Annotated in this window: 23 protein-coding genes and 1 riboswitch; of the genes, 8 read left to right on the top strand and 15 right to left on the bottom strand. The window is 60.6% G+C overall.

Annotated features, from left to right (window positions below):
• The first annotated feature begins 48 nt into the window (after positions 1-48).
• The gene (locus CIW50_RS12010; RefSeq protein WP_149531615.1) at positions 49-1,236 is read left to right on the top strand and encodes a lytic murein transglycosylase; all 1,188 of its coding nucleotides are present in this window, start codon (positions 49-51) and stop codon (positions 1,234-1,236) included.
• Positions 1,237-1,332: 96 nt separating this feature from the next.
• Here CIW50_RS12010 and CIW50_RS12005 read toward each other — a convergent pair whose 3' ends face one another.
• Together CIW50_RS12005 and CIW50_RS12000 are read right to left on the bottom strand one after the other, a co-directional pair.
• Positions 1,333-1,629: a hypothetical protein gene (locus tag CIW50_RS12005; protein ID WP_149531423.1), complete on the bottom strand. Its 297-nt coding sequence runs from the start codon at positions 1,627-1,629 to the stop codon at positions 1,333-1,335.
• Positions 1,630-1,868: 239 nt separating this feature from the next.
• Positions 1,869-2,195, bottom strand: a complete 327-nt coding sequence (locus tag CIW50_RS12000; protein ID WP_149531422.1) for a hypothetical protein — start codon at positions 2,193-2,195, stop codon at positions 1,869-1,871.
• A gap of 367 nt (positions 2,196-2,562) precedes the next feature.
• Here CIW50_RS12000 and CIW50_RS11995 point away from each other — a divergent pair, with 367 nt between their 5' ends.
• Complete coding sequence (locus CIW50_RS11995; protein WP_149531421.1) at positions 2,563-2,850, top strand: (2Fe-2S)-binding protein; 288 nt, start codon at positions 2,563-2,565, stop codon at positions 2,848-2,850.
• A gap of 149 nt (positions 2,851-2,999) precedes the next feature.
• Positions 3,000-3,485 carry a bacterioferritin gene (gene bfr / locus CIW50_RS11990; protein WP_149531420.1) on the top strand — a complete coding sequence of 162 codons (486 nt, stop codon included), beginning with the start codon at positions 3,000-3,002 and terminating at the stop codon, positions 3,483-3,485.
• Positions 3,486-3,506: 21 nt separating this feature from the next.
• Here bfr and CIW50_RS11985 read toward each other — a convergent pair whose 3' ends face one another.
• The 4 genes from CIW50_RS11985 to CIW50_RS11970 form a co-directional block, all read right to left on the bottom strand.
• On the bottom strand, positions 3,507-4,097 hold the full coding sequence (locus CIW50_RS11985; RefSeq protein WP_246664228.1) for a hypothetical protein: 591 nt from the start codon (positions 4,095-4,097) through the stop codon (positions 3,507-3,509).
• A gap of 114 nt (positions 4,098-4,211) precedes the next feature.
• Positions 4,212-4,817: an MSMEG_1061 family FMN-dependent PPOX-type flavoprotein gene (locus tag CIW50_RS11980; RefSeq protein WP_149531419.1), complete on the bottom strand. Its 606-nt coding sequence runs from the start codon at positions 4,815-4,817 to the stop codon at positions 4,212-4,214.
• Between the two features lie 184 nt (positions 4,818-5,001).
• A complete protein-coding gene (locus CIW50_RS11975; RefSeq protein WP_116660835.1) occupies positions 5,002-5,247 on the bottom strand; it encodes a DUF2188 domain-containing protein in 246 nt (81 codons plus the stop codon).
• A 141-nt stretch (positions 5,248-5,388) separates the two neighbouring features.
• Complete coding sequence (locus CIW50_RS11970; RefSeq protein ID WP_149531613.1) at positions 5,389-5,733, bottom strand: hypothetical protein; 345 nt, start codon at positions 5,731-5,733, stop codon at positions 5,389-5,391.
• Positions 5,734-5,985: 252 nt separating this feature from the next.
• Here CIW50_RS11970 and CIW50_RS11965 point away from each other — a divergent pair, with 252 nt between their 5' ends.
• Positions 5,986-7,062 carry an alpha/beta fold hydrolase gene (locus CIW50_RS11965; RefSeq protein ID WP_149531418.1) on the top strand — a complete coding sequence of 359 codons (1,077 nt, stop codon included), beginning with the start codon at positions 5,986-5,988 and terminating at the stop codon, positions 7,060-7,062.
• 49 nt (positions 7,063-7,111) lie between these two features.
• Here the strand turns inward: CIW50_RS11965 and CIW50_RS11960 are convergent, their stop codons facing one another.
• Entirely contained in the window at positions 7,112-7,705 is a 594-nt protein-coding gene (locus CIW50_RS11960) for a collagen-like domain-containing protein (protein WP_149531417.1), read from the bottom strand.
• A gap of 147 nt (positions 7,706-7,852) precedes the next feature.
• On the opposite strand from CIW50_RS11960, the gene CIW50_RS11955 reads away from it, so the two are divergent.
• Positions 7,853-8,062, top strand: a complete 210-nt coding sequence (locus CIW50_RS11955; RefSeq protein WP_149531416.1) for a hypothetical protein — start codon at positions 7,853-7,855, stop codon at positions 8,060-8,062.
• A gap of 15 nt (positions 8,063-8,077) precedes the next feature.
• Here the strand turns inward: CIW50_RS11955 and CIW50_RS11950 are convergent, their stop codons facing one another.
• Positions 8,078-8,461, bottom strand: coding sequence for a RidA family protein (locus tag CIW50_RS11950; RefSeq protein ID WP_149531415.1), 384 nt, complete (start codon positions 8,459-8,461; stop codon positions 8,078-8,080).
• Between the two features lie 137 nt (positions 8,462-8,598).
• Between CIW50_RS11950 and CIW50_RS11945 the strand changes: the two genes are divergently transcribed.
• Positions 8,599-8,949 (top strand): hypothetical protein, encoded by a 351-nt coding sequence (locus CIW50_RS11945; RefSeq protein ID WP_149531414.1) that lies wholly within the window; start codon positions 8,599-8,601, stop codon positions 8,947-8,949.
• A gap of 14 nt (positions 8,950-8,963) precedes the next feature.
• On the opposite strand, the gene CIW50_RS11940 is transcribed toward CIW50_RS11945, so the two are convergent.
• A complete protein-coding gene (locus tag CIW50_RS11940; protein ID WP_149531413.1) occupies positions 8,964-9,245 on the bottom strand; it encodes a helix-turn-helix domain-containing protein in 282 nt (93 codons plus the stop codon).
• A gap of 296 nt (positions 9,246-9,541) precedes the next feature.
• On the opposite strand from CIW50_RS11940, the gene CIW50_RS11935 reads away from it, so the two are divergent.
• Together CIW50_RS11935 and CIW50_RS11930 are read left to right on the top strand one after the other, a co-directional pair.
• Complete coding sequence (locus CIW50_RS11935) at positions 9,542-10,252, top strand: hypothetical protein (protein ID WP_149531412.1); 711 nt, start codon at positions 9,542-9,544, stop codon at positions 10,250-10,252.
• Positions 10,218-10,697 (top strand): hypothetical protein, encoded by a 480-nt coding sequence (locus tag CIW50_RS11930; protein WP_149531411.1) that lies wholly within the window; start codon positions 10,218-10,220, stop codon positions 10,695-10,697. Before CIW50_RS11935 ends, CIW50_RS11930 begins: the two co-directional genes overlap by 35 nt.
• 112 nt (positions 10,698-10,809) lie before the next feature.
• Here the strand turns inward: CIW50_RS11930 and thiC are convergent, their stop codons facing one another.
• From thiC to CIW50_RS11900, 6 genes are all read right to left on the bottom strand, one after another.
• Positions 10,810-12,738: a phosphomethylpyrimidine synthase ThiC gene (thiC, locus tag CIW50_RS11925; RefSeq protein ID WP_149531410.1), complete on the bottom strand. Its 1,929-nt coding sequence runs from the start codon at positions 12,736-12,738 to the stop codon at positions 10,810-10,812.
• Positions 12,739-12,769: 31 nt separating this feature from the next.
• Positions 12,770-13,378: a thiamine phosphate synthase gene (locus CIW50_RS11920; protein WP_149531409.1), complete on the bottom strand. Its 609-nt coding sequence runs from the start codon at positions 13,376-13,378 to the stop codon at positions 12,770-12,772.
• Complete coding sequence (locus CIW50_RS11915; protein ID WP_149531408.1) at positions 13,365-14,147, bottom strand: thiazole synthase; 783 nt, start codon at positions 14,145-14,147, stop codon at positions 13,365-13,367. Before CIW50_RS11915 ends, CIW50_RS11920 begins: the two co-directional genes overlap by 14 nt.
• 6 nt (positions 14,148-14,153) lie before the next feature.
• Positions 14,154-14,351 carry a sulfur carrier protein ThiS gene (thiS, locus tag CIW50_RS11910; protein WP_116660823.1) on the bottom strand — a complete coding sequence of 66 codons (198 nt, stop codon included), beginning with the start codon at positions 14,349-14,351 and terminating at the stop codon, positions 14,154-14,156.
• Positions 14,342-15,379 (bottom strand): FAD-dependent oxidoreductase, encoded by a 1,038-nt coding sequence (locus CIW50_RS11905; protein ID WP_149531407.1) that lies wholly within the window; start codon positions 15,377-15,379, stop codon positions 14,342-14,344. Before CIW50_RS11905 ends, thiS begins: the two co-directional genes overlap by 10 nt.
• Positions 15,368-15,511: riboswitch (TPP riboswitch) on the bottom strand. (Overlaps the previous gene by 12 nt.)
• Before the next feature lie 72 nt (positions 15,512-15,583).
• Complete coding sequence (locus CIW50_RS11900) at positions 15,584-16,090, bottom strand: lytic transglycosylase domain-containing protein (RefSeq protein WP_149531406.1); 507 nt, start codon at positions 16,088-16,090, stop codon at positions 15,584-15,586.
• Positions 16,091-16,306: the final 216 nt, after the last annotated feature.

The following is a 16,306-nucleotide window of genomic DNA, read 5'->3' as shown; positions in this document are numbered from 1 at the left end:
ACGGGGACGACACTGCGATCGATTTCAATCGTCGTCGTCCTGTGCCTGATGATTGTACCGGTTTCGTCCCTCGCTGGGCCCGACGCCGGCTTCACCACCTTCATTGCCTCGCTCTGGCCGGAAACCCAACAGGCTGGCGTCTCGCGCAAGACCTTTGATGAGGTCACGCGCGGGCTGGAGCCGGACTACAAGCTTCCGGATCTCATTCTGCCCGGCCGTCCCGCCACCGGTGCGCCGTCGCAGGCCGAATTCGTGCAGGTGCCTGCCGACTATGTGAAGGAAGCCAGCATCATCCGGCTGGCCGGCGAGGGGCAGCGGCTGCTGCAGAAGCACCGCGCGACACTCACCGCCATCGAGCAACGCTTTGGCGTGCCTGGCACGATCATCCTGGCGATCTGGGGACGCGAGACCGATTACGGTCGTTATGCGCTGCCCTATGATGGCATTCGCGTGCTGGCGACGCAGGCTTATGTCGGCCGGCGCAAGGACCAGTATCGCGGTGAGTTCATTGCAGCGCTGAAGCTGATCGAAAATGGCGACGTCACGCGCAAGGATCTGCGCGTGTCTTGGGGCGGCGCGACCGGGCTCACGCAGTTCCTGCCGTCAGAGCTCGGCAAGCACGGCGTCGATTTCGACGGCGATGGCCGTGTCGATATCTGGAAGTCGGTGCCGGATGCGCTGGCATCCGCAGCGCAGCAGCTCGCCAACAAGGGTTGGCAGCGCGGTCTGCGCTGGGCCTATGAGGTGCGTGCGCCCGCCAATGCCGACTGCAGCATGGGTGTGCCTGAAGTGACAAAGCCGATCGGTGACTGGATTCGCGCGGGCTTCATTCCGGTCCGTGGCGAGAAGCTCAGCGCGGCGGAGCAGGCGCAGCCGGCATCGCTGCTGCAGCCGGAGGGCATCTATGGGCCGGCCTTCCTGACGACGAAGAACTATTTCGTCATCAAGGAATATAATTTCTCCGATCTCTACGTTCTGTTCGTCGGCCATCTCAGCGACCGGATGGCCAACGCGCAGCCCTTTGCGACGCCGTGGTCAGCATCGAACCAGTTGCGCAGTACCGATGTCGAGGCCATGCAGCGGCACCTGACGAGGCTTGGTCTCTATGCCGACAAGATGGACGGCAAGGCCGGCATGAAGACGCGCGCCGCGCTCGGCTCCTATCAGAAGTCAGCGGGCCTCAAGGTCGATTGCTGGCCCAGCGAAACGGTGTTGCGCGCGATGAACGCGAGATAGTCAGCACTTTTGAACCTGGAACGAAAAACCCGGCCGCGTAAACGGCCGGGTTTTGAATTTGGATCGTGCGCGCGAATGCGCTGTCGTCAGGTCAGATCAATCACAGACCTCGACCGGGCGCGAACGCCAGATGCCACGATATTCGTCCCACACGCGCTGACGGACAACGCGGCAAGCCGGTTCGACATACACCGGAGCGGGGGCGTAGCCGTAGCCGTAGGCCGGAGCCGGGCGGCTGGCAGCAATGGCGCCACCGAGGAGAGCGCCACCGATCAGGCCACCGGCAACGCCGGCGGCGATACGGCCTCCGTCGGCCTTTGCGGCAGGCGCAACAGCGACCAGCGAACCGGCAACCGTCGCGGCGGCGAGCAAGGCGGAAATCGTCTTCTTCATCTCAAGTCTCTCCAGAAGGGCGCCGCAAGCGACGCGCGGTTAAAGGTCTACTCACGCTGCGATTCGAATCGGCGGTCTCACTTAGAAAAGCGCCCAACCGTCAATTCGATGTAAACGTTAGCCAGTCAGTGATCCGAAAAAGCGGTTTTTTCGGGCCATTGCAAGCATCACGCACTGGAAATGTCGTAGCTTTCCGGTGCGTGACAGGAGATCATAGCGATCTCGGAGACTACGCGATCTTAGCCGCAAACACGGACACGGCGGATGCGCCAGCCATAGCCGTCCCAGAAGCGTTGACGCTGCCAGAAACAGTTGCCGTAGTAACCTGGGCCGGCCACATAGGCAGGACGGCCGTAATAGCCGTAGCCGGGACCGTAATAGCCGGGACCATAGTATCCTGAACCGGCAGCGATCGCGCCGCCAAGCAGAGCGCCGCCAATCAGACCTGCAGCCACCGCGCCACCGTCGCCGTGTCCACGCCAGTGCTGCGCGCTTGCCGACGTCGGAGCCATGGCGGACACGGCTAGGGTGACAACCGCGGCAATGGCCATCAGAGTTTTCTTCATGGCATTCCCCTTCTCAATCGGCTTCGCTCACAAATCGCGCTACCTGACGCGAAAAGTTTCATACTTCACTTGAATGATCAATGAACGGGACCGCGCCATTCGGGTTACATCTTGATATTGAAAGCTATTCTCGATGTGCGCTCTCAACCCTATCGAAGCTGTTGTGCAGTCTGCCGGTTGCGGGGTAGGGCGCCAATCTGGCCGCCCCCTTTAGATCACTGTGGGTCGGGACTATTTAGATTCATTCCAATTTCTTTCGTGCGATCAGTAGTTTGGAATAGCTTCAAAGTCGGCGTTTTCCTTTTGCATCGGGCGGCCCTCTTACATATCCAAGAGTGGTCCTGACCTGCGAGCTCGCCTTCATCTCATGATTGTTTGTTCCTGCAACGTCTTTTCTGACCACGATATCCGTAATGCCGTTGCTGGAGAGTGCCCGCCGCGCACGCCGGGGCAGGTCTATGGGTGTCTCGGTTGCAGTGCTCAGTGCGGCCGGTGCGTACGGACGATCAAGAAGATCATGGACGAAGCGCTGGGTGCGTGCGCCAAGTCCTGCTGTTCCGGCTGCCCGCATACGGCGGCGCATGGGCATTCTCACGTGGAAACCCACGCGCATATCGAGCTGGCTGCTTTTGCCGCCGTCGATGCGGCAGCATAAACGCCCATCAAATCAAATTCTTACATGATTTCCCGCGCTCCTCGCCGAATTGGCTAAAGAGGGGTTGTTCTGGCACATATTCTGATTTAGAAAGATTCTAAATTAGATGAGGGCCTGTTTCGCGCAGGTTCTGTACCCAGGAGAACATCATGAAGGGCGATCCCAAGGTCATTGAATTCCTCAACAAGGGCCTGCGCAGCGAACTGACTGCGATCAGCCAATACTGGCTGCATTTCCGGCTTCTGAACCACTGGGGTCTGATCGACATGGCCAAGATGTGGCGCAAGGAGTCGATCGAAGAAATGAACCACGCGGATCGTTTTACCGACCGCATCCTGTTCCTCGACGGCTTTCCGAACATGCAGGTGCTCGATCCGTTGCGCATCGGCCAGACGGTCAAGGAAATCATCGAGTGCGATCTGGCCGCCGAAATCGGCGCCCGCACGCTCTATGAGGAGGCCGCCACCTATTGCCACGGCGTCAAGGATTACGTTTCGCGCGACCTGTTCGAGCAGCTGATGAAGGACGAGGAGGGTCACATCGACTTCCTCGAAACCCAGCTCGATCTGATCGAGCGGATCGGCATCGATCTCTACACCCAGAAGCATATGGGTGGCCTTGAGAGCGAGTTCTAAGCCCGAACTTCTACGGCGGCATCAATAGACGCCGAGTAACGTCGTCCGCCCCTGTTCCGGCAGGGGCGGTTGCGGCACATCGCATTTGGCGAATGCCGCCCGGATCGCCGCAGCTGATCCATCCAGCGGATATTCTACTGCCGTTCGGCCGCCGTTGATCGACCTGATCCGCACATAGAGCGTCGTCGCGCCAGCAAGCTCGCGGACGAAACTTGCGATCTCGGCCCGGTCTTCAATGACGATGATCTGGTTTCCCCGCACGATCCGCGAGCCGACGTTATCGTGCCCTGGCTTTCCATCGAAGCGATAACCCAGGATGGTGTTGCGGTTGCTGCCGATCTTGAAATCAAAGGCAAAGCGGATCAGCGGCGCGCCATTCATGCAGGTCAGCTGCATTGACGACACCCGCGGGAAATCCACATTGCTGTTGGAGGCTTCGGCGAAGACATAGGCGCTGGGCAATGCGGCGTCGGTGACGCGGTCGATCTGATGGGGGATCCACCATTCGCCCGAGCGCGTTTCGCCTCTTTCCGTGACGAATGGATCACGCACGCAGCCGCCAAGGATGAGGCCCGCGACCGTCATCAACTGGATCAACGCAACGCTACGCACAACGCTCTCCCCAAGCGTTGTCGATATACAACCTTAAGGAGATAAATTCAACAATGGTTGTGTGCGAGGCGGCCCGGGGGCCTTGGCCCCTTCAATCACGCGATGGCCGAAGCATTATAATTGCTGACGATAAGCGACGTCGATCTGGTCCTGCGTCATCGGCTCACCGAGCTTGGTCTGATCGTGGACCATTTCGGAGATGCTCGGCATCACCGAGCGCTTCACCTGTGCCTCGGGCGACCACAGCTTCGAACGCATCAGTGCCTTGCCGCAATGGAAGTAGGATTCGGTCACGGTGATGCTCAGCACCGCGCGCGGAAGTTTGCCGAACTCTTCCATCGTCGCCATCAGTTCGGGGTCCTTCACCAATTTGGCGACGCCGCTAACACGCAAGGTGTCGTCGATACCGGGCACGAAGAAGATCAGCTGCACATGGCCGCTGCCCGCCATCAGATTCTGGAACGTATCGATGCGGTTATTGCCGGGACGATCCGGCATCTGCAGCTCGGTGGGAGAGACGATCCGCACGAAGCCGATGCCGCCGCCGCGCGGTGACGCGTCGACGGTGCCGTCAGGGCCCGACGAGGCCAGCACGCAGAACGGCGACAGCGAGATGAACTTGCTCGAATGCACGTCGAGCGTCGGCCGCGCCTTAGCGATCACGCGTGGATGTGGAGTTGGATAAATGGTGCGGAGTTCTTCCGCTGCGACGTCGGTCACGTCTGCTCTCCCAATGCGATCTGATCGCTCAAACTACCATGGTAACGCAGTGCAGAATAGAACGGTCGCGCAGGTGGCGCCGCATCCGGCATGGCGTCACCACATGGACGCTGGCATCTCATGATCGCCTGGCCGCTGCCGTGCCATCATCATTCTTTGAGGGGCGGTTCGAGTTCAATTGCGATCAGGGCTTGTCCACGATGCGTGTTTGCGGACGATCGCTGCCTGACGCCGTCTCCTGGTGCCACTGGCCCCTCTCGTCCTCGTAGGAAATCACCTCGGTCCGTCCGGGCACCCTCTGCTCGGCCGCCGCGCGCTTGGCGGCCGCTGTGGCGAGTGCGTGCGTCGCATACGGCTCGGAGAAGACGGGTCCCACTTTATAGGCCCAGCCGCCATCATGCTCGACGATCACATAGGTCACTTCCGTCATGGTGGTCTCTCTTCTATCCTGCAGTTCCCGCGGTGCCGCTGTCAGCGCGATCTAACGCGCAACGCGTTGGAATCGCCTCAAGTAGCGCCCGATTGCCTGTGGATTGCAAGGCCACACCCTGGCACCGTTTCGTGATCGCTATCACACCGCATCAGCGGGAACGAAACAACTGATGATGATTTCGCCGCGGTGGCGCACATACCACACCACGGCTTCGCCGACCGGGTTGCCACGATCGCGGATCACGGCGCGGGTCGGCACCTCTGTCCATACGCCTTCTATCGGCACCCAATAGGCGCCATTGCGCACGTCATATTCGGTGCGATGTCCATCGGACATATCGCAACACGGCACGCCATTGGGGCTAATGACGCTTTTGAACCAGGTGCGGATATCATCGGGAACATCGTTGAACTGGCCGCGATCGATCGCATGTGCTGACGCAGCGATCATCGTGAACGCCGCCAGTAGCGCTATTTGAATCATTCCCCGCATGCGAACCTCACATCGGTGTTGCCTCACGCGCGGACGCCACGTGCCGCGCGAGACGACTCGGATTCGTGCGATGATTAAGCCCGAGCAATGGCGACGACGCCTGCCCAAAAATTATGCCCGGCTTGACGAGTTGGGGATCGCTGCAGTGCGGGACCCTGTGGCCCGCGATCTATTGGCTTGCGCGACGGCCGTGCTAGCATCGCGTCAAGCGGTCCGATCAATGGCCGTGCCGGGAGGACCATCATGCCGAGCCGCACCGTCAGCACGCTCTGTGCTGCGTTGATCACGACCTTCGTCTGCACCAGCACTGCAGCTTTCGCTGCGGACTATCCCGCGCCGAAACAGAGCGACTGGATCGCAAAGGATTTCAAGTTTCACACCGGTCATGTGATGCCCGAGTTGAAGCTCCACTATACGACAATTGGGGAGCCAACGGGCCAGCCGGTGCTGGTGCTTCACGGCACCGGCGGTTCAGCCCAGAGCATGCTGACGCCGGTTTTCGCCGGCGAGTTGTTCGGTGCAGGCCAGCCCCTCGATGCCACGAAATACTACATCATCATTCCCGACGCGCTCGGTCACGGAAAATCATCGAAGCCGTCCGACGGCATGAAGACCGCGTTTCCGAAATACAATTACGACGACATGGTCGATGCGCAGCATCGGCTGTTGATCGAGGGGCTTGGCATCAGGCATGTGCGGATGGTGATCGGAAACTCCATGGGCGGCATGCATGCCTGGATCTGGGGCACAAAATATCCCGATGTGATGGACGCGCTCGTGCCGATGGCATCGCAGCCGACCGAGATGAGCGCGCGCAACTGGATGATGCGGCGTATGATGATCGAGACCGTGCGTGCCGATCCCGACTACAAGGACGGTAACTACACATCGCAGCCAGGCATGATCAAATATGCCAGCGTGATGTATGGCATCGCCACGGCCGGTGGCACGCTGGCCTATCAGATGCTGGCGCCGACCGGTGCCGCTGCCGACAAGAATGTCGATGATCGGCTCAAAACGCCGTTTGTCGCCGATGCGAATGACTTCATCTATCAGTGGGAATCGTCACGCGACTACAATCCATCGGCAGGTCTGGAAAAGATCGCGGCTGTTGTGTTGGCCGTCAACGCAGCCGATGACGAGCGCAATCCGCCCGAGACCGGGCTGATGGATGCTGCGCTAAAACGGATCAAAAATGCAAAACTGCTGCTGATCCCGGCAAGCACCGAGACTCGTGGTCATCTCACCACGGGCGGTGCAAAACTCTACAAACAGCAATTGCAGGAGTTACTGCAGACCGCACCGCAGCGAACCATGTAGGCGGGGGAGGCGGCACTGGCCAAGTCCGGGCCGCCTCTCAGGCGATGGATTAATCGTCTTTGTTCTTGTGTTTGCGTTTCTTCTTTTTCTTCTCGCCGCCGTCTTCGTCGGCCGGCCCATCGGTTGCATCGTCGGCCTCGATCATCGCGGCGACGCGCTCGACGACTTCCTGTTGCTGTTCGCGCAGCAGGGCCTCTTCGCGCTCCTGCGCCTCGCGGGTGCGCATCTGGCGATGATCTTCCCAGGCGTCGAACACCATGTGCAGCCACGGCATGATCTGCTCGAGCGTCGGCAGTGTGCCGGGAGGTCCCTGCTCGCCGCGCGGGCCCGCTTCGCCCTGCGCGCCAGGCTTGCCCTGAAGGCCCTGTTCGCCCCGTGGTCCCTGCGGTCCGCCCTTGCCCTGGGGACCGATCGGACCGGGCTTGCCATTGACGCCAGCCTTTCCGTCCGGGCCGGCCTTGCCGTTCACGCCAGCCTTGCCCTGCGGCCCCGGTTTGCCATTGGCGCCGGCCTTGCCGGCTACGCCTGGCTTGCCCTGCGCGCCTTCTGGCCCCGGACGTCCGGGATGGCCCTGCGGTCCCGGAAGCCCCGGTTCGCCGCGGGGGCCGCGCAACCCGGTCTGGCTGATCGTCTCTTTTGCCACGCCTCACACTCCGTATTGATTCTGTCCGGCCGCTTGTAACAGGGGATGGATGACGGCTTCAATTCGCTGGATGTGATCCATGTTACGGCGCTTCGAACCGGGTGCTGTAAAGCTGCGTCCAACCGGGAGACATCATGGAGACGCGCGATGCATCCGTCCACGCGGTTGAAACTCGCCTCGCTGTTCTTTGCCGTGGTCTGGACCATCGGCATGATCTGGTTCAGCGGGCTGTTCAACACGGTGAATGTGCTGATCACGGCTTTCGCCGGCGTCGTCGTCGGCTATGCCGGGTATCGCCTGATGCGCTGGCATCTGCCGCGCGGACGGGTGCCGTCGCGCAGCGAGGAGACACGCTGAACTCTTTGGCCACCGTTATGCGCCGAACGAGGCCACGCATTCGATCTCGATCAGCATGGCCGGATTGGGCAGCGCCTGAACCACGCAGGTCGTGCGCGCCGGATAGGGCGGTGGCCCGAACGCTTCGGCATAAAGCGCATTCATCGGTGCGACATCCGATGCGCGCGTCAGCAGCACGTTGACCTTGACGAGGTGCGAGATGTCGGTGCCGGCGTCCTTCAGCACCCGCTTGATCGTGCGCACCACAAATCCGAACTGCGCCTCGAATTGTTCCGGCAATTGGCCATTGGCGTCGAAGCCGGGAATGCCGGAGACGAACAGGAGATCGCCGACCCGCGCCGCATAGGACAGTGGCGGCGTTTTGATACCGGCGGGGGCAGGGAAGTGCTGGATGGGCATGGCGGAGCCTCCGTTTGAGAAGTGAAGGCTCAGTGTAGCACCCGTGGACCTTGGAGCACTTGCAAACATTGCCGCGCTGTCGAACCGGAATGAAGCGTGGACCGACTTACTGTTTCATCGGTGAAGGGCCAGCACGCATGAGGCACCATCTGGTACTGCTAGCCTTGCTGACGCACATCAGTTCTGCCCATGCGGGCGAGATACGCCGCAGCGCGCTCATGCAGGTGAAGCCGGATTCGATCTGGTTCGAGGACCGAGCCAAACTGGCACATTGGCAGGCCTTGCGGAGCGCCGGCGATGCAAAAACTTTGACGTCGTATCAGGACGGCCTGCTGCAGGCGCGCGAGGCATGGCAGTTCACAAAGCCGCTCACCGTCAGAATTCGCGGCTTTGAGCCGACGACGCATCTGGTCGAGGTGGAGATGCAGACCGAAGGCCGGCTGCAGGGTTCCACATGGGTGCTGGATCCCAGCGCCATCGTGCAGTAGCGCTATGCGCTAGGCTAGACGTGCGACGGCACATCCGCGCCATCGGCCGAATATTGCTTGATCTTGTTGCGCATGGTGCGGACTGAAACGCCGAGCACGCGGGCGGCATGGGTGCGGTTGCCGTCGCAGCGCGCGAGGGTCTGGAGCATCAGCTCGCGCTCTACCTCCTGAACGGTGGCGCCGATCAGCATCGGCACGACTTCGCTGGGATCGGAGGCAGGCACGAGAACGCCGGATTCCGGCACGGAATGGTCGCGCGTATCATCAAGGCAATCGTGAAGGATCTGGTGTGGCATCGGCATCTCCCGATCAACGCCTGCTTCATGCGTGAAGCATAAACATCGAGAATGAACAGCCCCTCAGCCGCTGCGGCAGGGTGGGCAAGATTGGTTAACGAAAGGTTAATGCGGTGACGGGCGGTTCCATCCGCTGAGATTGTACCCGCGTGAGCAACAAGATGGAGGTTCGGCGGTCGATAGGCTCCGGACGTCGCTTCGCCCCCTCGGTCAAGTTCTCCGGCTTTGCCAAATATAAGACTTTTCACCTAGGTTTAAAGTCTGTAAGTTGGAGTGGGACGAGAGAGGAGGATGCAATGGACACTCTGCTGGATTTTAAACGTTGCCTATTCTTCGTGGCGGACGAGCTCAGTGATATCAAAAGGGAGTTGATTTTCAGAAGGTTACTCCGCTTGACTATCAAAGCTGGGTACAGGGATGATCAGGACCGAGACGAGCGGGGGAGGTGGACCAGTGAGGGAGGCGTCACGGTCGAGACTTCTGATGGATTCCTCACGGGAATTCCAAGTATAGATCAGACCTCAGAAATTTTGAGCGACACGTTGGTCTCAGTCATGGAGGGTCTGGAATATTTGCCTTCCATGAGCGCCTCTCAATATGGAATCGCGGTTCATGCAGCTTTCGGCGTTGCCGTGAGTCAGCTCGATTTGCCGGGTGTCGGCGATATCGAGCGAAGCTTCAGTCTTGATGCTCTCGATCCGCGTTACGGTATGGCAGATACGATCAGAACAGACCTCACGCTTCGTAATATTCAAGGCGACATAATAGCGATCTACGATGTCAAAACGGGAACTGGGGAGATGTCCGCGAGCAGGGCGAACGAGTTGCGCGAGATGACGCGGTCATCTCCGAACACGCCTGTATTCGAATTGAACATTGTGCGCGGCATTTCGAGAAAATCGAAGAGGGCAGTAAGTGGCGGCACCATCCGTCTGGTTCTGCTTCACCCCACTCAAGTCGGGAGAGAGGCTGATGTCGATGGAGATGTATGTTCTCTCCGAGCGTAGCTTAACTTCTATCCAAGATTGGCAGCGGTCTATCGATACGATGGGATGCGCTGTACAACTGGCAACCACGGTTCCATTCGCAAAGTTGCATGGGGCGTTACCTGTGCGGCTGGGTCAGACGGTTTCCCATTTCGAATGTAGTCATTGGGACTTGGGAGATATCTTTCGCACTTACTCAAAAGTCGATTTCGATCAACGATGGAAATATGCACTCGCCTTTCGTTGGGGCGGTGATTTTGACGTCGCTTTCTCCGCTTATGTTGCTGCTGCGGCTTATGCCGAAGCGGTCGGCGGTATCATCTTCGACTGCCAGGAAGGCGCTTTAATTTCGTCGCAACGCGCGATTGAAATCGCCAATGATATAAAGCAAAGCAAGCCGGTGCTTGAAGCCGCCATCCGCGCAGTAGCAAGGGATGTCGTGCAGAAAATGAAGCGACGGCGATGATGCCAATAGTTGATGGACGAGCTTTTACCCTTGCTATCAATTCAAAAGGCCGGGCAGTTCGCCCGGTCTTTGATCAATGGTTTGGTTCAATCAGAGCACCAAGTAACTGAATTTACAGCGCCTTGTTACTCGCCTTCACTGCCTCGGCCTGGACATAGACCTGCTCGCCCATGTCCTTGAACTTCTGGCTCATCTGCGACATGCCGTCCTCGATCACGCCACTCATCGACATGCCCATAGACGACGCGCCGCCGAGGTTTAGTGCGGCCTTCTCGTTGTCGCCGAGCGTCGCCGCATAGTCGCGGACATCCTGCGTGATCTTCATCGAGCAGAATTTTGGCCCGCACATCGAGCAGAAATGGGCGACCTTGTGCGCGTCCTTCGGCAGCGTCTCGTCGTGATAGGCCACCGCGGTTTCCGGATCGAGGCCGAGATTGAACTGGTCCTGCCAGCGGAAGTCGAAGCGGGCGCGTGACAATGCATCGTCGCGCAGCTGCGCGGCCGGGTGGCCCTTGGCGAGATCCGAGGCATGCGCCGCGATCTTGTAGGTAATGACGCCGACTTTGACGTCGTCGCGGTTGGGCAGGCCGAGATGCTCTTTCGGCGTCACGTAGCAAAGCATCGAACAGCCGAACCAGCCAATCATGGCTGCGCCGATGCCCGAGGTGATGTGGTCGTAGCCCGGCGCGATGTCGGTGGTCAGAGGCCCGAGAGTATAGAACGGCGCTTCGCCGCATTCCTTGAGCTGCTTGTCCATGTTGATCTTGATCTTGTGCAACGGCACGTGGCCGGGGCCTTCGATCATCACCTGGCAACCCTTTGCCCATGCCACCTTGGTGAGTTCACCGAGTGTTTCGAGTTCGGCGAACTGCGCGCGATCGTTGGCATCCGCAATCGAGCCGGGACGCAACCCGTCGCCGAGCGAGAACGAGACATCATACTTGCGCATGATGTCGCAGATTTCCTCGAAGTGCGTATAGAGGAAGCTCTCCTTGTGATGCGCGAGGCACCACTTGGCCATGATCGAGCCGCCGCGCGACACGATGCCGGTGACGCGGTTCGCGGTGAGGTGGATATAGGCGAGACGTACGCCGGCATGGATGGTGAAGTAGTCGACACCTTGTTCGCACTGTTCGATCAGCGTGTCCTTATAGAGCTCCCAGGTCAGCTTGACCGGATCGCCGTCGCACTTTTCCAACGCCTGGTAGATCGGAACCGTGCCGATTGGAATCGGCGCGTTGCGCATGATCCATTCACGCGTGGTGTGAATGTTGCGACCCGTCGAGAGATCCATCACCGTGTCCGCGCCCCAGCGGATCGCCCACACCATCTTGTCGACTTCTTCTTCCACCGATGACGTCACGGCGGAGTTGCCGATATTGGCATTGATCTTGGTGAGGAAGTTGCGGCCGATGATCATCGGCTCCAGCTCGGCGTGGTTGATGTTGCACGGGATGATCGCGCGGCCCCTGGCGATTTCCGAACGCACGAATTCCGGTGTGACGAACAGCGGCACTTCGGCGCCGAAGCTCTCACCGTCGGCGCGCGCGGCCTCGGCGCGTTCGAGTTGTACCTTGCGACCGAGGTTTTCGCGCTCGGCGACGTAGATCATTTCCTTGGTGATGATGCCGGCACGGGCGAATTCATATTGCGTGATCATCGCATCGCCGGTGCCACGTAGCGGCTTGTGATATGCCTTGAACGATTTCGCCGCATGGGCCGCACCGACATTGCCGTTGTCTTCCGGCTTGATTTCGCGACCCTGGTATTCCTCGACACCGCCGCGCTCCTTGACCCATTCGATGCGCGCGCGCGACAGACCGTTATTGACGTCGATCAGCACGTCCGGATCGGTGTAGGGGCCCGACGTGTCATAGACCGGCAGGTTCGGCTCGCCGGCGCCCTCGGAGAGAATGATCTCGCGCAGCGGCACGCGCAGGTCCGGCGCGCTCTCCGGGATCGCATAGATCTTGCGCGACGAGGGCAGGTTGCCGGTGGTGACGGCGGGCAGGGTGGTGTCGGGATTGGAGCGGATGTTCATGGACTAATCCTCCGTTGTCGTTCTTGAAATGTCAGGCTGCTCGGGCGCTAGCGCCAAGCCATTGATGGACGCGTGCGTCGGGATCGGCGTGTTGGGTGACGTCGCTGACGACGGCGATGGAATCTGCGCCGGCGGCAAAGATCTCTGCGGACTGTTCGAACTTGATGCCGCCGATCGCCACCAGTGGCAGCGTGCCGATGCGCTTCTTCCACGCCGCGATTTTCGGAATGCCCTGCGGCGCGAAGCGCATGGACTTCAGCGTCGTGAAGAAGATCGGCCCGAGCGCGACGTAATCCGGCTTCGCGCGCAATGCGGTTTCGAGTTCTTCCTCGTCATGGGTTGAGAGGCCGAGCGTGATGCCCGCCCTCTTGATCGCAGCGACATCGGCCTCGGCGAGATCTTCCTGGCCGAGATGCAGATGCTGCGCCTTGAGGTCGATGGCGACGCGCCAGTAGTCATTCACCACCAGCTTGGTCTTGGTGCCGTTGGTGAAGGCCAGCGCTTCGCGAAACAGCGTCGTCGCAGCGTCGTCGTCGAGATCCTTGGCGCGGAGCTGCACGGTGCCGACGCCGAGGGTCGTCAGGCGCTTCACCCAGGCCACGGTGTCGACGACGGGATAAAAGCGGTCAGGATACGGCATGCCAGAACGGGGTCCCGATGACTGGAGTGGAAGGAGAAGCGAAATCGCGCGCGCCCATCAGCCCGGCCTCATGACCGATACGGCCGGCATCGATGGCGAGGCGAAACGCGTTGGCCATGGCCACAGGATCGGCGGCCTTGGCAACTGCGGTATTGAGCAGCACGGCGTCGTAGCCAAGCTCTAGTGCTTCGGCCGCATGCGATGGAGCCCCTAAGCCGGCATCGACCACCAGCGTGATATCGGGCAGGCGGTCGCGTAGCAGCTTCAGCGCATCGGCATTGATGATGCCGCGCGCGCTGCCGATAGGCGCGGCCCAGGGCATCACCACCTTGCAGCCGGCATCGACGAGACGCATCGCGACGCTGAGGTCCTCGGTGCAATAGGGGAACACCTCGAAACCGTCCTTGATCAGGATATCGGCGGCTTCGACGAGCCCGACCACATCGGGCTGCAGCGTGTCGTTGTCGGCGATCACTTCGAGTTTGATCCAGGACGTGCCGAACAGTTCGCGTGCGAGCTTCGCCGTTGTCACGGCTTCACGGACGCTGCGGCAACCGGCTGTGTTTGGCAGCACGGTGACGTCGAGTTCGCGGATCAATGACCAGAACGCATCGCCCGTCTTGCCGCCAGCGGATTCGCGCCGCAGCGAGACAGTCACGATGCCGGCACCGGAAGCGCGGATCGCGTCCTGCATGATCGCGGGCGAGGGATAGAGCGCCGATCCGATCAGCAACCGCGATTTGAATTCCTTGCCGTAGAAACTCACCATCAGGAATCAGCCTCCCTGCCGTGGCGTGATGATCTCGATTTCATCGCCAGCCTTAAGCGGCGTTTGCGCCCATGCGCTGCGCGGCACCACGTCGAAATTCAGCGCAATGGCGCAATGCGTGCCTTCGTAGTCCAGTTCCTGAAGCAGCGCGCCGACATGCGACGCCTGGATCTCGCGGTGCTCGCCATTGACGGTCACTTGCATTGCATCACCTCATTGTCGATCTCGCCACGCTGCACATAGGCCAGCGTCAGCTCCGCCAGCGCGGGCGCGAGCAGGAAGCCGTGGCGATAGAGGCCGTTCACCGCAATCGTGTTCTTGTCGATCGCGATGCGCGGCAGGTTGTCGGGAAAGGCCGGACGCAGGCCCGAGCCGAATTCGAGAATGCGCGCTTCGGCAAAGGCCGGATGCACGGCATAGGCAGCGCCGAGCAGTTCGAGTGCGGAGCGCACGCTGACGCCGGTGTCCTCGCCTTCGATGGAGGTCGCGCCGAGCATGAAGCGGTTGTCGGCGCGCGGGATCACGTAAAGCGGCCATCGCGGATGCATCAGGCGGACGGGACGCGAGAGCTGCACCTCGTCGGTCTCGACGATGATGATCTCGCCTTTGACGCCGCGCAGCTTCGGCATGCTGGCATCAACACGCGCCGCAAGCCCGCGGCAATCGATCACGAGACCGTCGAGATCTTTCGGCTGCTGCTCACTGTTATATTTGATGATGCCGCCGGCGGTGGTAATCCGGGCGTGCAATTGCGGGAGCACGCGGCGCGGCTCCACATGGCCTTCGCCGGGATAGAACAGCCCATCGCGAAACCGGCCTTCGAGCGAGGGCTCGATCTCGGCGACGCCAGCCGCATCGAGCCGCGTATGGCCGGAGGTCATTTTCGCGAAACGCTCGAAATCGGCCCGGTCGCGCGCATGCGCCACGACCAGCGATCCGTTGAACGGTGTATCGGGAAGCTCGGTGCGCCACAGGTCGAGTGCGCGCAAGCCGAGGCGGGAGACAACGGGCTCGGAGACCTCGGCTTCGCACCAAGGCGCCAGCATGCCGCCGGCCCAATGGCTGGTGGCGTCGCGCATACCCTCGTCGCTGCGCTCATGCAGAGTCACAGCGTGGCCGGCTTTGGCCAGCATCAACGCCTGCCAGGCGCCGGCAATGCCAGCGCCAATGACTGATATCGATTGACCCGCCACGAGAGAGTCCCCGCGCGGAGATTGCATCGTCTGAAACATCCCTGTCCCTTCGCCGGCATGACCCGGATCAGGTTCAAAGGGTCACCGCGGTCTCGCGCATCTCTTCCGGAACAGGAAAAGTGCAAGCTTGCGGTATCTCAGCTCCTCGTCGGAGCCCCCCTCGGAACGAATCTAATGTAAACCTATGGATGGGCGTGTCAACGCGCCCAGGAATCCCTTGGGATTCCACCCGATCACGTACAATTACGGCTTCGGAGCCTGGGCGTTGGCATTGGCCGTGTTCTGCAGCTGCAGGCGCTCGGCGTCCTTGGCGAAGAGTGGCTGATGCGGCGGCGCGGAAACTTCACGGCGCTGGCGCTTGGCGGCATAGTAGTAGCCGCCGGCATAGTAGGACACCGCGCGGTTGTGATTGCCGTTCGCGGCGCGGTAGGCGCCGGCGAGATATTTCACCGCGTAAGTGAGATTGGTGTTGGGATCGCGGAGGCCTTCGGCGGTGCCGGTATAGCCAACGCCGCGCGCGGTCGCGAGCTTGATCTGCATCAGGCCGATGGTGCCGCCGCGGCCGATCAGATTGGGGTGATACTTGCTTTCGCGCACGATCACACGGTGCACCAGCGCCTCGGGCACGCCATTGGCCTGGGCATGGGTGGCAACCATGGCGTCGTAGTCGGCACGCTGCTGCGCGGATGCCAGTTGCGGAAGAGCGGCAACAGCCAGAATCGTCGCCAAGGACAGAGAAATACGTTTCATGAATGGTCTCGAAAACTTCGCTCTCCGCCAGTAGCGGAGGCAGCCTTTCAGACGGCCTAAACCATCTGATTCAATTATCCGGGATTAGGGCTCGAATTGCGTCTTTCTGTAGGCCAGATTCGCGAGTTCCGCCCGGTATTTACCCCAAATTATGCCCTGTCGTGGTTTGCTGCGGTATTCCAGCGCTTTTCTTGCGACTTTCCAGGGGCATGCCGC

Source organism: Tardiphaga sp. P9-11 (genome assembly GCF_008329525.1).
Taxonomy (GTDB): Bacteria; Pseudomonadota; Alphaproteobacteria; order Rhizobiales; family Xanthobacteraceae; genus Tardiphaga.
This window is presented reverse-complemented; position numbering and strand designations above follow the sequence as displayed.